Source organism: Collimonas sp. OK412, from assembly GCF_900112135.1.
Taxonomy (GTDB): domain Bacteria; phylum Pseudomonadota; class Gammaproteobacteria; order Burkholderiales; family Burkholderiaceae_D; genus Collimonas; species Collimonas rhizosphaerae.
The window spans coordinates 42,797-57,626 of record NZ_FOLC01000017.1; the positions used below are offsets into that span (position 1 = coordinate 42,797).

Annotated in this window: 7 protein-coding genes; 3 read left to right on the forward strand and 4 right to left on the reverse strand. The window is 55.8% G+C overall.

What is annotated here, in order from left to right; genetic code table 11:
* Positions 1-137: 137 nt before the first annotated feature.
* Positions 138-2,780: a PAS domain-containing sensor histidine kinase gene (locus BM062_RS17365; protein ID WP_092399110.1), complete on the forward strand. Its 2,643-nt coding sequence runs from the start codon at positions 138-140 to the stop codon at positions 2,778-2,780.
* A complete protein-coding gene (locus tag BM062_RS17370; RefSeq protein ID WP_092399112.1) occupies positions 2,777-3,409 on the forward strand; it encodes a response regulator in 633 nt (210 codons plus the stop codon). The genes BM062_RS17365 and BM062_RS17370 overlap by 4 nt, the downstream gene beginning before the upstream one ends.
* 39 nt (positions 3,410-3,448) lie before the next feature.
* Here BM062_RS17370 and BM062_RS17375 read toward each other — a convergent pair whose 3' ends face one another.
* Both BM062_RS17375 and BM062_RS17380 read right to left on the reverse strand, forming a co-directional pair.
* The gene (locus BM062_RS17375) at positions 3,449-6,457 is read right to left on the reverse strand and encodes a sensor histidine kinase (protein ID WP_254785124.1); all 3,009 of its coding nucleotides are present in this window, start codon (positions 6,455-6,457) and stop codon (positions 3,449-3,451) included.
* A 148-nt stretch (positions 6,458-6,605) separates the two neighbouring features.
* On the reverse strand, positions 6,606-6,872 hold the full coding sequence (locus tag BM062_RS17380; protein ID WP_092399116.1) for a hypothetical protein: 267 nt from the start codon (positions 6,870-6,872) through the stop codon (positions 6,606-6,608).
* 578 nt (positions 6,873-7,450) lie between these two features.
* Here BM062_RS17380 and BM062_RS17385 point away from each other — a divergent pair.
* Positions 7,451-9,037 (forward strand): glycoside hydrolase family 28 protein, encoded by a 1,587-nt coding sequence (locus BM062_RS17385; RefSeq protein ID WP_092399118.1) that lies wholly within the window; start codon positions 7,451-7,453, stop codon positions 9,035-9,037.
* Between the two features lie 188 nt (positions 9,038-9,225).
* Here the strand turns inward: BM062_RS17385 and BM062_RS17390 are convergent, their stop codons facing one another.
* A complete protein-coding gene (locus tag BM062_RS17390; protein ID WP_092399120.1) occupies positions 9,226-11,496 on the reverse strand; it encodes a TonB-dependent receptor in 2,271 nt (756 codons plus the stop codon).
* 315 nt (positions 11,497-11,811) lie between these two features.
* The gene (locus tag BM062_RS17395; protein WP_254785125.1) at positions 11,812-14,766 is read right to left on the reverse strand and encodes a sensor histidine kinase; all 2,955 of its coding nucleotides are present in this window, start codon (positions 14,764-14,766) and stop codon (positions 11,812-11,814) included.
* Between the last annotated feature and the right edge of the window lie 64 nt (positions 14,767-14,830).

Below are 14,830 nucleotides of genomic sequence, written 5' to 3' on the forward strand. Positions count from 1 at the left end.
CGTCAGGCATCAAATCATGTATAGCAAAAATGGATATGGCCGCACTACAATCGATAGCGATCGGTTATTTCAGGTGCTCAGCAAGAGTAAGCCGAGCACTTGCGATACATCAGACTTCGCCGAAAAAAACTATCTAAATGACCTCTATGCGAAATGAGCCATCCATCAATTTGCCACTCAATGGGGAAGATTTTTTTAAAAGAATCTTCGAGCGGTCTGCAACTGCATCGATGATCGTCGGCCCGGACCAAACCTTCCTGGCGCTCAATGGCGCAATGTGCGCGTTCCTCGGACATGAAGCGGAAGAATTGATCGGCAAGCATTTCACTGACATCCTGCATCCTGATGACCAGCTTTCAATCCAGGACGCGTTTGATCGATTGATCCATGACACGGCCGACGGCTTATGCCTGGAATCGCGATATATTCGCAAAAACGGCCAAATCATCCAGAGAATGTTACGCATCTCGCCAGTGCGTGAGGAGCGCGGAGGACTCCTGTATTTTTTCTCTCAGCTTATCTGCATTAGCGAGCTGGCATCGCCAAAGAAGCCCTGGCTGGTCGATGCCTCCAGTCTCGCATCCTCCGATGAATTCGTCGGCGAACCAGATCTTGATATCCGCCCGCGGGATCTGGCGCTGGCCGAATTCACCCTGAATCAGCTCAATGACAGCCTGGTCCTGATCGACCAGCACGCTCGCTTTCACTATGTCAACGATGCAGCCTGCCGGGCGCTCAATTACAGTCGCTCGGAATTGCTGCGCATGGGTGTAGCCGATATCGATCCCGACTGGCCGGCGGCGCGCTGGCCTGAATGCTTTGATTACATCAGGATCCACGGCTCCAACAAGATCGAAACTCGCCATCAGGCCAAGGACGGGCGCACCTTCCCGGTGGAGGTCAGCGCCAGATATTTCGAATACCAAGGACGCAGTTACAACGTCGCGCTGGTGCGCGACATTACTGAACGCAAGCGCACAGAAGAGCTTTTGCACAAGCGGGAACAGGAGTTTCGCGCCCTGGTGGAAAACTCTCCCGACACCATTGTCCGTTACGACCGGGAATGCCGGCGCATGTACGTCAATCCCGCGCTGACGCATATCACCGGTATTCCAGCACATGAAATGCTCGGTAAAACTCCTGTCGAATTTAAATTGAATTACAACGGGACAACGGAATATCAACACGCAATAAAGCAAGTCCTGCAGAGCGGCGTGAAGCAGGAAACCGAGCTCTTCATGCACTCCCCGGACGGCAAAACCAGTTGCCTGCAATTCCAGTTGATGCCTGAACTGGATCCGAACGGGCAAGTTATCAGTGTATTGTCGCTGGGGCGGGACATCACCGCGCTCAAGGAAAGCGAGATGAGGCTGCGCACCCTGGTCGAGAACCTGCCCGATTTCATATCCCGCTTTGATTTGCAAGGCCGCCATACATACGTCAATCCGTCCGCGGCGAAGGCTTGCGGTCAGTCCGCCCAGTATTTCATCGGTAAAACGCTGCACGAGTTGCAGCTGGATCCGGATGAACAACTGGGAAAATACCTCAAGGAAACCATCCGGCTAGGCGCGCCCCATACGATAGAAAACAGACGGATGACGCCGGACGGGGAACGTCTTTTTGAAATACGTTTTATCCCCAAGAAGAACGGCTTCGGGTCGACCATCGGCGTGCTGGCGATCGGACGCGACATCACCGAACGCAAGCAAGCGGATGAATTATTGCGTAAGCGCGAGCAGGAATTCCGCACGCTTGCTGAAAATCTGCCAGATCTGGTGGTGCGCTACGACCGCAATTGCCGGCGCACCTACGTCAATCCGGCCTATGAACAGGAAACCGGCATTCCGGCAAGACAATCGATGAATAAAATGCCGGATGCAAAATGGCGGACCGGCATTTCGGGCGAAGAATTCAACGCGACGCTATGTAAAGTCATGGAAACCAGGATCCCTGCACAGATTTTTCTCAGAGGGGTCAAAGCGGAGCTGCAAACTGCCGATTATGCCTTCCACGTCGTCGCAGAATGCAATCCGGATGGCGAGGTAATCGGCGCGCTGGCGATCGGCAAGAACGTCACGGTCCTGAAAGAAACCCAGCGCCGTCTTGAAGAATCACAGCTGCTGCTGCGGCAACTGGCTGCGCACAACGAAACCGCAAGAGAAGATGAACGTCGGCACCTGTCGCGTGAAATTCACGACGAACTGGGACAGTGCCTGTCGGCTTTGCGCATGGGCATGTCGGTCCTTGAGCTCCAATACAACGAAGATCATGCCTCGTCGCAAGCAATAATTCAGCGCATGATAACGCTGGTCGATTCCACGATCCGGATAGTGCGCAACCTGGTGACGTGGTTACGCCCGACAGCGCTCGACATGGGGATTGTGCCCGCGCTGGAATGGCTGGTGGAGGAATTCAACCGCGGACATCCCGGCATACGATGCATGTTGTACGTGGTTGAAGAGGATATCCATCTGGATGAAAAACGCGCTACCGAAATTTTCCGGATTACACAGGAATCGCTGACCAATATCAGCCGTCATGCAGACGCAACTGAAGTCCAGATCGCATTTAAGCGGAAAGAAAGCCATTACCTGCTGGAGGTACGCGATAATGGCAAGGGATTCAACTCGCTATTACAGAAAAAACAATCCTTCGGTCTGATTGGCGTCCGCGAACGCGTGCTGATGCTGGAAGGTGAAGTTGAGATTTCCAGCATGCCGGATCAAGGAACAATAATCAGGGTAAGCATTCCTGTCCACAAGAAATTGAGGGATTCATGATACGAGTATTGATCGCCGACGATCACGCGATAATGCGTGAAGGGCTGAAACAATTGTTCGCCCTAGGCAAAGAGGTGGAGGTTGCGGGAGAAGCCGTCAACGGCGGACAAGTGCTCGACGCCTTGCATGCGGGCGGCATAGACCTGGTGCTGCTCGACATGACCATGCCGGGCGTCAGCGGCGTCAACCTCATCCAGCGCATCCGCGCCCATGAATCCTATCCGCCGGTCCTGGTCCTCAGCATGCACAATGAGCTGCCGATTGCACGGCGGACCCTGGCTGCCGGCGCCTCCGGCTACCTGACCAAGGATAACAAACCGGAAACATTGATGAACGCGATCCGCAAAGTGGTCGCGGGAGGACGTTTCATCGACCCTGAACTGGCGGAACAGATGGTATTCGAATCCGGCAGTTCCGATCAGAGTCCGCCCCATGAAATGTTGTCCGATCGGGAACTCCACATCCTGCGTCTGCTGGTGGGCGGCAAAAGCGTCAACCAGGTTGCGGAAGAACTGTCGATCAGCAACAAGACGGTCAGCACCCACAAGGCGCGGCTGATGCAAAAGATGAACTTCCAGAACAACGCCGAGCTGGTGCGCTACGCGATTACCTACAATCTGATTGAGTAATTGATTGCGTAATGTCGCGAACAATATCGATCTCCGCCCTCATTGATTCTGCGCCTCATCGGCTACGGGAATCGATACTTTGACTGTGGTGCCGACACCAGTCACGCTGAAGATGGCGACCTCGCCGCCGAGCATGGAGGTGCGTTCGCGAATGCCGATCAGGCCCAGCGATTTCTTTTTGCGCAGAGCAGTATCGAATCCCACGCCGTTATCGCGTACCTGCAGCACGTAATGCTCGTCTATTCTCTCCAGACTGATTTTCACCTGGCTAGCTTGCGCGTGGCGGCTGATATTGGTCAATGATTCCTGCGCGATACGGAAAATGGTAGTCGCCCGCTGATCGTCCAGGACAATGTTTTCTTCACATACATCCAGGCTGCATGGAACGCCGGTGTGCCCTGTAAACTCCTCGGTCAGCCACTCCAGCGCCGACACCACCCCCATGTCAAGCGCCGACGGCCGCAGCGAGGAGACGACATTGCGCACTACCTTGATGGTGGCGTCCACCAGCGTCACCATGCCTTCGATTTTTCCTTGCAGCGATGGATTTTTTCCACCGAACTCCAGCCCCACCACTGACACCCCCATGCGCAGCGCCGACAGGTGTTGTCCCAATTCGTCGTGAATTTCTCGTGTCAGGTGCTTGCGTTCTTCTTCGCGCGAAGCTTCCAGTTCATAGGCGCGCTCACGCGCCAGCTGTTCCTTGAGACGCTGACGGGAGATCAGCCAGCGGACGCGGTAGCGATGCAGCAAAAAAGGCAGCAGCACCAGCAGCAAGCCGCAGACAGCATAGAAAGTCCTGGTTGCCCACCATGGCGGCAGGATAACGACCTCGACTTCCATCGTCGGCGAATAGGCCTGCATGGCGGGATTATCGGCGGCGACCTGGAAGCGATAATGGCCGGCAGGCAAAGCCGCATAGCGTACTTCCGGCACGCTGGTCTTCGACCAGTCAGGCTCCAGGCCTTGCATCCGGTAACGATAATTGAGGGTTTCGCGGCTCTGGTATGACAGCGCGGCCAGCTTGAAATTCAGCGGGCTCGATGCCCATGGCAGGCGGACAGGCTGATCCGGCGGAAGGATCTTATCGTCGCGCGTGACACTTTCCACCAGCACATTCAACTGCAACGGCGCGAACAGGGAGTCCGGCCGCAAGATATGGGAAGCGCCGTTACTGGTTGCCACCCACATCGAACCGTCGCCATCCTCATAAAAAGAGTTCATGCTGGTATCGTTCCAGACCAGGCCGCTGTCCTGGTTGAAAAACCGCCATTGCTTGCGATTCCATACGCCGATTCCCGCACCAGTCGCGACCCATAACCAGCCGCGACTATCTTCAAACAGCGCTAGCACCGTTTGATCCTGCATCAACGACGGTGTGACGTCGCTGATGCCCTGCGTCTCGCCCTGTTCGGCAGCATGCCAGATCCCCCCGAGTTCCCCTCCCAGCCACAGTGTTCCATCATGGGCGCAAGCAAGGATATTAGATTGAAAGGCCTGTGCTGCCGGCTTGAATCGCGGCTTGCGCCAACCTGCGCCGTCAAAACGCAACAACCCTTTATCTGTGAGAAACCACAGCACTCCCGTAGGGCTTTGGCATCCTTGGAATACATTGATGCTCTCAATCGACGGGAATGCCGTGACCTTGAGCGGAACCGGATTGGACTCGGGATGCCTGATGCGGTAAATGCCCCGCTCGGTGGCAATCCAGAGTTGCCCTGACAAATCGAAAAACAAGACGCGAATGCGTGGCAGTTTTGCGACCATGACGTCCGCTTCCGCGCCGCGGCCGCGCTGCACCAGAAAGCCCGACGGCGAGCCTGCCCAGATATTGCCGTTGGCGTCTTCAGCCATATTGCTCCACTGGTACGAACTGCCGCCATAGGTTGCCGGCACAACGGAAAAGTATCCGGTTTTCTGCAATATCGCGGAACCGGAACGGGTGCCGACATGCAGCAGATTTTCCCGGTCGCGCATGAAGGACAACACAACGCTGCTGGGCAAGCCTTGCCTGGGCGTCCAGTTCTCCCAATTCGGATAACCTATCCAATGAATCAGGCCATGTCCCAGCGAGCCAAGCCAGACGCCGCCATCGCGGTCAACCAGGGCAGAGTTGATGCCGCCGCCGACGGTCAGTCCGTTGGCCTCGCCAAAGGATTCCCAGTGCTTGCCATTCCATCGGATGACGCCTTGATCGTTTCTGCTGAATACCCGGCCGCCGGCATCCGTCATCAGGAAAGGAACCGCATTTGCCTTTTTCTGCTCAGCCTGCCGGGGGGAGCGATCCTGGAACACATGGCCGCCCGCCGGCAATACAAGTATGTGGTGCTCGCCGCGCACCCAGAGTGTCTGTTGCCTGTCATGCATAATCGCGCGCCAGCTTTCAGCGGGCAAACCACTCTCTTTCCCCAGTACTTCCAGTTTCCCTTGATGGTAATGGCACAACGCTCGCCCGCACCCCATCCACAGCTCTTCCCGCGGGCCGACATGAATGCTGAAAAGCGTGCGCATTTCAGGATGATGCGCCAGTTGCGCCGCGTCGAAAAATTCCTGCGCCTGCCAGGATTTCCCATGATCCGCTGTTTTCAGCAGCCACAATCGATCCTGGCTTATCGCCAGCAGGCGATTCGGCCCAAGTGCGGCAAAATTCTGTCCCTCATAAAAACTGAATTTGGCATTCTGGAATTGCATCGGCACCATGCGCTGCCCCTGCCAGCGATACAAGCCTTCGCGGGTGCCAGCCCACAATCGACCACTGCTATCGACATGCAGTGCCGTTACGTGCGGACTGAGGCTGGGACCGGAGTTGGGGCCAGGAACGCCGTGGCTCAACTCAAAGCGCTGAAAGCGCGCGCCATCGTAACGGAACAGGCCGTTTTGAGTGCCGATCCAGAGATAGCCTCCCGGCTCCTGCGCCAGCGCCGAAATGGCCATATTCCCCAGGCCATCCGTCTGACCGTAATAGCGCAACGGCAGTTGCTGGCAAAGTACCTGCAGCGGCATGCAAACCAGCCACAGCGGCACAATCAATCGATAACGCCAGCGCAAGATCAACGGCATTCCTGATCCAATCGCTATTATTTTTATAGTTGGATGAATGAGTTTCCTCAGAAAAAACACTTTAATTCATGCCAAGCCGATATCTACAGCTCCTGAGCGACAGCGATAGTCCCCGGTTTGACTGGCAGGCAGCTTCTCATGCCAAGCCCTTCGAAGAAAGATCATTCGATTGCAAGAAACTCTTCAATTCAGCAATCGATAAATCGCAGGTTTCATGCATGGTGATCAAAAGGGAGGCGGCAACCGACACCCGGCCATGGCGAATCTTGCTGATGACCGGCGGCCGCACTTTAAGGCAGCGGGAAAGCGCGGCGTCGTTCTTGAGCCCGAGTTTGGCAGTGACCGCATCCAACAATCTGTTTGCGTTATTTATATATTCTTCTGTGCTGTCTTTACGTTTCATTTGCAACCTTCGAGTGTTGAGATAAAAGTCCGGTTATGTGAATCCTTGGAAGAATTCACATATTTCCAATTAGAAATTTTAATCAACATCAAAGACTTGAGTCATCGGGAAATCGTGATTTCCGTGTAGGCAAGAAAGAAGCTGGCATAAGAAATTCCTTACCCAAGCACGCATGCGCAATGTATCCGTTATCGACCTCGCGGCGCATTTTGGCAGGCATCGTCAGACCGTTGCTCCGCGCAAGATCATTCAACGGATACCCATCAATGAAAATAAGGTAATTCCTGTTTTTATGTAAGGATTTCCTTGTTTCTTGATTCGAGAAATCAATGGTTATTTTCGATATTTTTGCAGGTAGAATAATTTACGGAAAGAAACAACTTTTCTCGCAAGATGCTGCAGCCGGATGCCATCCTTGACGAGCCGACGAGAGTTCTGTCGGCCACCAAGGACTTGAATATGCCATCGGCATTTCCGCAGGATGGCCCCTGGTGCAGGGGCCATCCTGATACATCTTCTTATTCCAGCCATTCCAGGCCTGCAGTATCAAAATCCAATTCCTTTTACATGGAGCATGTATGTTGTTGAGCCCGATCAGATGTTTCGCAATACTGGCTGTCGCTGGATTGGCCAATGCGCATGCCGCCGGCGCGCCCGTCAGTACGCAATGGGGGCAAGTCTCCGAGCCTGCACTTCCCGCCACTGTCTGCAGCACGCTGGCAGCTACGCTGACACCGGTCAACGGTTCGGTCGATTCGCTGGACGGCGACCCGTCCCGCTCGCAGCCCGATACGTCGCTTATCCAGGATAAAATCAACGCTTGCCCGGCCGGGCAGGCGGTCAGGCTGGTTGCAGGTTCCGCAGGACAAACTGCATTCCTGAGTGGTCCATTAAATCTTAAGTCCGGCGTCACGCTATGGGTCGATACCGGCGTCACGCTTTTTGCCTCGCGCAACCCGAAGGACTACGACAACGGCGTCGGCACCTGCGGCACGGCCACTAAATCCAGCATCAAATCGTGCAAGCCGCTGATCCTGGCGGATAAGACGGCCCAAAGTGGCGTCGTAGGCGGCGGCATCATCGACGGCCGCGGCGGCAGCGTAGTGACCAGCGGGGCAAACGCCAACATGCGTACATGGTGGGATGTAGCCTGGCAAAACCGCACTTCCGGCCTGAACCAGCAGAATCCGCGCATACTGCAGATCCAGAACGGCAGTAACTTTACGCTGCATGGCATCACGCTGCAGAACTCCCCCAACTTCCATATCTGGGCCTATGGCGTGACAGGATTGACAGCCTGGGGCATCAAGATACTGACGCCGAGCCTGGCCTACAGCAGGAACGGCTATGCGTGCCCTGCCGGCACGACGCCGGATGCCGTCACGCCTGCCACCTGCTTCACGCCGGACACGGCTGTGAACACAGACGGTTTCGACACAGGCTACTCCAGCAAGGTGCTGCTCGCTTACTCCTACATCAGCGTGGGTGACGACCATGTGGCAATCAAGTCGAGCTCCGGCGCAGGAGCCCACAATCACACCTACGCGCATAACCACTTCTATTACGGACACGCGCTGTCCATCGGCAGCGAAACCAATGCAGGTGTGAGCGACATCGCGGTTACCGATCTGTCGATCGACGGCTTCAACAGCGGCACCAGCGGCGGTCTGCGCATCAAGTCGGACCAGTCGCGGGGGGGTGCAGTCGCAAACGTGAGCTATAGCCAGATCTGCGTGCGCAATGTCAGCCAGCCGCTCACCTTTGATCCGTTCTATAGCAACTCGAAAGGATCCTTGTACCCGAGCTTCACCAACATCGCGGTCCGGAAATTTCATGACCTGGGAAGCAGCAAGTATGCGGGAGGCAGGCTGACCTTTTCCGGATACGCTATCAATGGCCAGAACAATCCGCTGACGATAACACTGGACAATGTGGTCTTCGACGGCACACAGCCGACGTTTACCGCTGCCCACAACGGCGGACCGGTCACCCCCGCTGCCACCCACTTCACGCTAGGCCCGGGGCCGGTGAGTTTTGCATCGTCGATCATCACCTCCTCCGCCAACGGCGTGACCGTCAGCGGCACGCCGGGAAGCGGAAGCGCGCTGGATTGCAGCTCCGCATTCGTGCCATTCAAATCAGTCTTGCCAACGTCGCCGATCTGACGCTGAAAGGGCGCTCTGAAAACCCCCTCATTCCCGCGAGCGCGGAAGTGATGGGGGCGTCTTGACGTAATAGATTTTTTCGAGACGCACTGAAGTCTCTCGCAAGAAAATGCCAAGGGGCAGCTGATGCTGCCCCTTCTCTTGGAATCTTACTTAACTGAAATAGGTTAACCGCGTTTCCAACCCCATTAAAAGCGGGTAGTGAACTGCAGGCCGAAGATACGCGGATTGGTGTCGTTGACGAAGCCTGTCAGGTTATTGAAATCGAGGCCGCCGATCAGCTGCACGCGATTGGTGATGTTACGGCCAAACAGTGCTAGTTCGTAACGCTCATGGTCCCACTTGTAACCGAGGCGCAGGCCGCCGGTCAGCAAAGGCTTGCCGACATATTCGGCGGAACGGTAGAGCGTGAAGTTGACTGCGCTGCGATATACCCAATCGGTATAGGCGAAAAATTCACCATTCTTGTATGGCAATCCGTAACGCAAAGTGAAGTTGGCGGCCCAGCGCGGCGCTTGCGGCAGAGGATTGCCGTCGATGCGCACCAAGGTGGCGCCGGCGGCATTCACGAAGGTCGGGTTCTGTATGGTACAGGCCGCACATGCGCCGACGGCAAGGTCCTTATCTTCGATCTTGGTGAAGTTATAGCTGCCGCCGAGCGTCATCAGCAAATTCTCCGTAAGGTAGGTTTCGAGGTCGAGTTCCGCCCCCCGTCCCACGCTCTTCTTGGCATTGAGAAGAATGGTCGAATTGGAGGTGCCGCCGACGGCGCTCAGCTGCTGGTTCTTGACGTCGTAATTGTAGATGTCGAAATTAAGGCGCGCGCGCCGGTCAAACAGGTCGGACTTGAATCCGACTTCATACGACGTGACCGTTTCCGGATTGGCGACCGACATCGGATTGAAGGACCCGGCCGGCTGGATGGTCGCGCCGCGGAAACCGGTGGCGATACGGGAATAGAGATTGCTTGTGTCGCTCAGCTTGTAGACACCGCTCAAGTCCCAGTTGATTTTCGAAACGCTGGTCGACGCACTCAGCCCGTTCGATTTGTCAAGGTCGGAGCTGCCGTCAGGCTTGTTGACGGCAGCCGTCTCCAGATCCTTCTTGTCGTGGGTATAGCGCAAGCCCGCGCGCAGGTCGATGCGATCGCTCAATGCATAGTTGAGCGAACCGAACACCGCCAAGGCATCGTTTTTCTGCTGCGACTTGACGTCGCCGGTCAGCACGCCATTGGCCAGAGAGTTGTAGCTGTAGCTGTCGACATTGTATTTCTCGTCGAAGAAAAAAAGGCCGGTCTGCCAGCTTAGCTTCTGCTTGCGGTCCGACTCCAAACGGAATTCCTGAGTGAACTGATGATGGCCAGACGTACCGTCGGCAGATTCGACCGGAAAAGGAATCACGCCCGGACCGGACGGCGGTGCGAATACCGCGCCATAACCGCCATCGACGTCGCCGCGGCTGAACATGCGCACGGTCTCGTAGCCGGTGGTCGAATGCAAGGTGTAATCCCCCAATTGCCATCGCAGGCGCAAGCTGCCGCCGTAATTATCGAGATGCTGGCCGTTCTGGCCATCCGTCGCGATATTGTTTTTGTCGAAGCCGGGAATCAGGTTATCCGTGCCCTTCTGAATGATATTTGCGCGGAACAACGATGCGCTGCCGTTCATCGTGCGCTCATGCAGATTGGCCAGGGCGCTGAAATCGGCATTGGGCTTGTAGAGCAGCTGCAGCCTGGCCGCGTTGTCATTGTAGCCGCCATATTGATCGGCTTTTCCGGTATGGGAATTGCCGATCCAGTCGTCGCGATGCTGGTCTAGCACGGAAATGCGCGCCGCCAGCTCGCCGTTGATGGGCAGGTTGACGGCGGCCTCCAGATTGGCCGTGTTATAGGTGGCATCGGAGACGCTGACATATCCCTCCTGCTTGAAAGACGGCTTGACCGAATCGAACTTGACCACGCCGGCCGGCGTGTTGCGCCCGAACAGCGAGCCCTGCGGGCCGCGCAGCACTTCAATGCGATCCAGGTCGAACGCCGGAAAACCTTTAAGTACAGGGCTTTCAAGAACGATGTCGTCATACACCAGCGACACCGGCTGCGAAGCATTCTGATGGAAATCGACGTTGCCGTAGCCACGAATATAAAACCGCGGAAATGCTCTGCCCAGAGAGGATTCGACATTCAGGCTCGGCACCCGGCCAGCCAGCATCTGCATATCCTGACCGCCGGAATTGAGCACATTGAGCATGTCATCGCTGATGATCGACGCCGACACAGGGACATTCTTGATGTTTTCCTCGCGGCGCTCGGCGGTGACGGTCATCGACTGCAATTGTCCCGCAGCGGGCGCCTGATCGGGCGCCGCCGGATTGGCCTGGGCATAGACGTCGATGCCTGGTGCGAACAGCCCTGCCACCAGGCTGAATTTGACGGAAAAGCGCTTTGCTGCAAGTTCTCGCATGATTGCTCCAGTTTCAGATCAAGGTTGTCCGGCCACCGCAGCATCAAACGGCTCCCGCGGTGGCAGCAACCCGTTCACATGCAAATTTCGCGCCATAGAGGTACGCACCAGATGAATGCATATAAAAATATCTTTTTATAAAAAATAAAATAACTTTATTCTATAGATGTGAATTACGTTATTTCACAATGCCTATTGGTACGTACCAATAATTGCACAAAACACTATTTACATAACGTGCTTCAACAGAAGATTTGGATGATGCACCATGAAACCTCATGCACCACGACGATGCATGCAGACTCGGGCCGGCATCTAGCCGCCAATCGGAATAAATACCTTGATTGTGGTGCCGACGTTGGGCACGCTGATGATGTCCGCATGGCCATCAAGCATGCTGGCCCGCTCGCGGATGCCGACCAGGCCGAATGACTTCTTTTTGCGCAAAGCAGGATCAAACCCCTTGCCGTTGTCGCACACCTCCAGCAGATAATGCTGGTCTTTTCTCTCCAGCCGGATCCCCACTTGGCTCGCTTCCGCATGCCGGCCGATATTGGTCAGGGATTCCTGCACAATGCGAAAAATGGTCGTCGCTCGTTTATCATCCAGGGTGATTGTTTCCTCGCAGACGCGCAGCGTACATGGTATGCCGGTGTTTTCTGAAAATTCTTCCACCAGCCATTCCAGCGCCGACACGATCCCCATATCCAGCGCCCCAGGACGTAACGCGGAGACGATGTTGCGAACTACCCTGATGGTGCCGTCGACCAGCGATACCAGGCGCTGTATTTTTCCTTGCAGCGATGGATTTTTCTCTCCAAATTCCATGCCTACCACTGAAACCCCCATGCGCAGCGCCGACAGATATTGGCCTAGTTCATCATGAATTTCGCGCGTCAGGTGCTTGCGCTCCTCTTCTCGCGACTGTTCGAGTTCATAGGCGCGTTCACGCTCCAATTGCGCCTTCAGCTGCTGCCTGGCGCGCAGGCTGCGGGCACGATGGCGCTCTATCAAAAACAGCAGCAGAAGAAGAAAGACAGCACAGGCGACATAGATTGTCGTTGTCTTCCACCAGGGAGGGAGAATCACGATCCCGATCTCGGCCATCGGAGAAGACGTTTGCATGGCGACATTATCGGCGGCCACCTGGAGGCTATAGCGTCCAGGCGGTAAAGCCGGGTAACGGACTTCAGGGATGGCGGTCTTCGACCAGTCCCGCTCCAGCCCCTTCAATCGGTAACTAAATTGGACTGCCTCGCGATTCTGGTACGAAAGCACCGCCAGCTTGAAGTTGAGCGGACCGGTCGTCCATGGCAGCCGAATCGGCTTATCAGCGGCAAGCACCTGACCGTCACCGGTCACGCTTGCCACCTGCACTTCCAGGTGTACCGGAGCAAAAAGCGACTCAGGGTGCAAAATATGGGAAGCGCCATTGCTGGTTCCCACCCAAATCGAACCATCGCTATCTTCATACAAAGCGTACTGATTGCTGTCGTTCCAGACCATGCCGCTTTCCTGGTTGAAAAATCGCCATTGTGCGCGATTCCAGACTGCGATTCCAGTATCGGTAGCTAGCCACAGCCAGCCGCGCCGGTCTTCAAGCAATGACAGCACTGCCTGGTTTAGCAACGGCAATGGCGTCGCGTCGCTTATCTCCAGCCTATCGTCCTGCTCTCTAGCACGCCAAATCCCGCCGCCGCCGGTGCCAAACCACAAGTCGCCATTGTCCGAGCAGACGATGGATTCCAACCTGGCAACAGGAGCTGCCGGACTCAGCCGGCGCTTGCGCCAGCCTCCACCGTCAAACCGCAGCACCCCTTTATTGGAGACAAACCAGAGCGCCCCGGATTTACTTTGACATCCATGAAAAAAACGAATGTCCGCACTCCCGGTGATTGACGTAAATTCTGTTACCTGCAACGGCACGGCGTTCGCATCGGCATGCTTGATGACATAGAGCCCACGCCGGGTACATATCCAGAGTTGCCCCGAACGGTCAAAGAACAATCTGACGATCATCGGCAGCTTGGCGACGACGACGTCCCGCTTTGCTCCGGGGTCGCGGCGAACCAGGAATCCTGAAAGCGAGCTTGCCCAGATACGGCCCCGGCCATCCTGGACCAGGCTGTCCCATTGGTGGGACCGATCGCCATAGCGCCCCGGAAAAATGGAAAAGCGGCCGGTTTTCTGCAGCGTCGCAGATCCGGAAGCCGTGCCGACATGGAGCAACCCTTCCTGGTCACGCAGAAAAGACCATACGACGTTGCTGGGCAAACCCTGCGTCGACGTCCAATTCTCCCAGCTTGGATAACCCAGCCAATGAATCAAGCCAAGGCCGAAAGATCCTAGCCATACGCCATCGTCGCGGTCAACCAGGATCGAGTTGATTCCGCCGCCGATCGTCAAGCCATTCGATTCGGTAAAGGATTCCCAGCTATTGCCTTGCCACCGAATGATGCCGCTATCCTGCTGGCTTAGAATCCTGCCGCTGGCATCCGCTACAAGGAGCGGGACACGCCCCGCCTTTTTCTGTTGGTCCTGCGCCGGAGAACGATCCAGGAAGCTATTCGCGTCCGCCGGCAAGGCAAATACATGGCGCTCGCCACGCAGCCACAATGTCCCCTGCCGATCATGGAGCATGGCTACCCAGCGCTCGGCGGGCAAACCCTCCTTCCTCCCCAAGACAAGCAACTTGCCTTGATCATAATGACAGAGCGATTGGCTGCAACCGATCCACAAATCACCCTTCGGTCCGACATGGATACTACGAAGGGAATGCATTTCCGGATGCTGCGCAAGTTGCTCGGCGCTAAAAAACGGGTGTGCCTGCCATGTCGCTCCCTGGTCCGTCGATTTCAGCAGCCACAGCTGGTCCTGGCTCAGCGCCAGAAAACGATTCGATCCGAGGGAGGCAAAAACCTGTCCCTTGTCAAACGCGAGCCTTGTGTTTTGAAATTGGGTGAGAACGAAGCGCTGTCCCTGCAACTGATGCAAGCCGTTTGAAGTACCCGCCCATAAATGGCCATCCGCATCCACATGCAATGCGAAGATATTAGGGGCGGCAACGCCATCGCCCAGTTCAAAACGCTCGAAGCGCGCGCCGTCGTAGCGGAACAAGCCGTTTTCCGTGCCGATCCAGATATAGCCGCTTCTCTCCTGCACAAGAGCGTTAACAGCCAGATTTCCCAAGCCATCCACTTGCTTGTAATAGCGTAAAGGCAGTTGCTGGCAGATTGCCAGCAACGGGAAGGAAAGCAGCCAGAGCAGCATGGTAATTCGAGGGCGGCAACGCAAGACCATTACAACTCCGGATTCCCTGCTATTTTAGGGTGGG

Excerpts from the sequence above, each read along its gene's own strand:
- BM062_RS17370 (WP_092399112.1), top strand. The coding sequence starts at position 2,777 with ATGATACGAGTATTGATCGCCGACGATCACGCGATAATGCGTGAAGGG.
- BM062_RS17385 (WP_092399118.1), top strand. The coding sequence starts at position 7,451 with ATGTTGTTGAGCCCGATCAGATGTTTCGCAATACTGGCTGTCGCTGGA.
- BM062_RS17390 (WP_092399120.1), bottom strand. The coding sequence starts at position 11,496 with ATGCGAGAACTTGCAGCAAAGCGCTTTTCCGTCAAATTCAGCCTGGTG.
- BM062_RS17395 (WP_254785125.1), bottom strand. The coding sequence starts at position 14,766 with ATGCTGCTCTGGCTGCTTTCCTTCCCGTTGCTGGCAATCTGCCAGCAA.
- BM062_RS17365 (WP_092399110.1), top strand. The coding sequence starts at position 138 with ATGACCTCTATGCGAAATGAGCCATCCATCAATTTGCCACTCAATGGG.
- BM062_RS17380 (WP_092399116.1), bottom strand. The coding sequence starts at position 6,872 with ATGAAACGTAAAGACAGCACAGAAGAATATATAAATAACGCAAACAGA.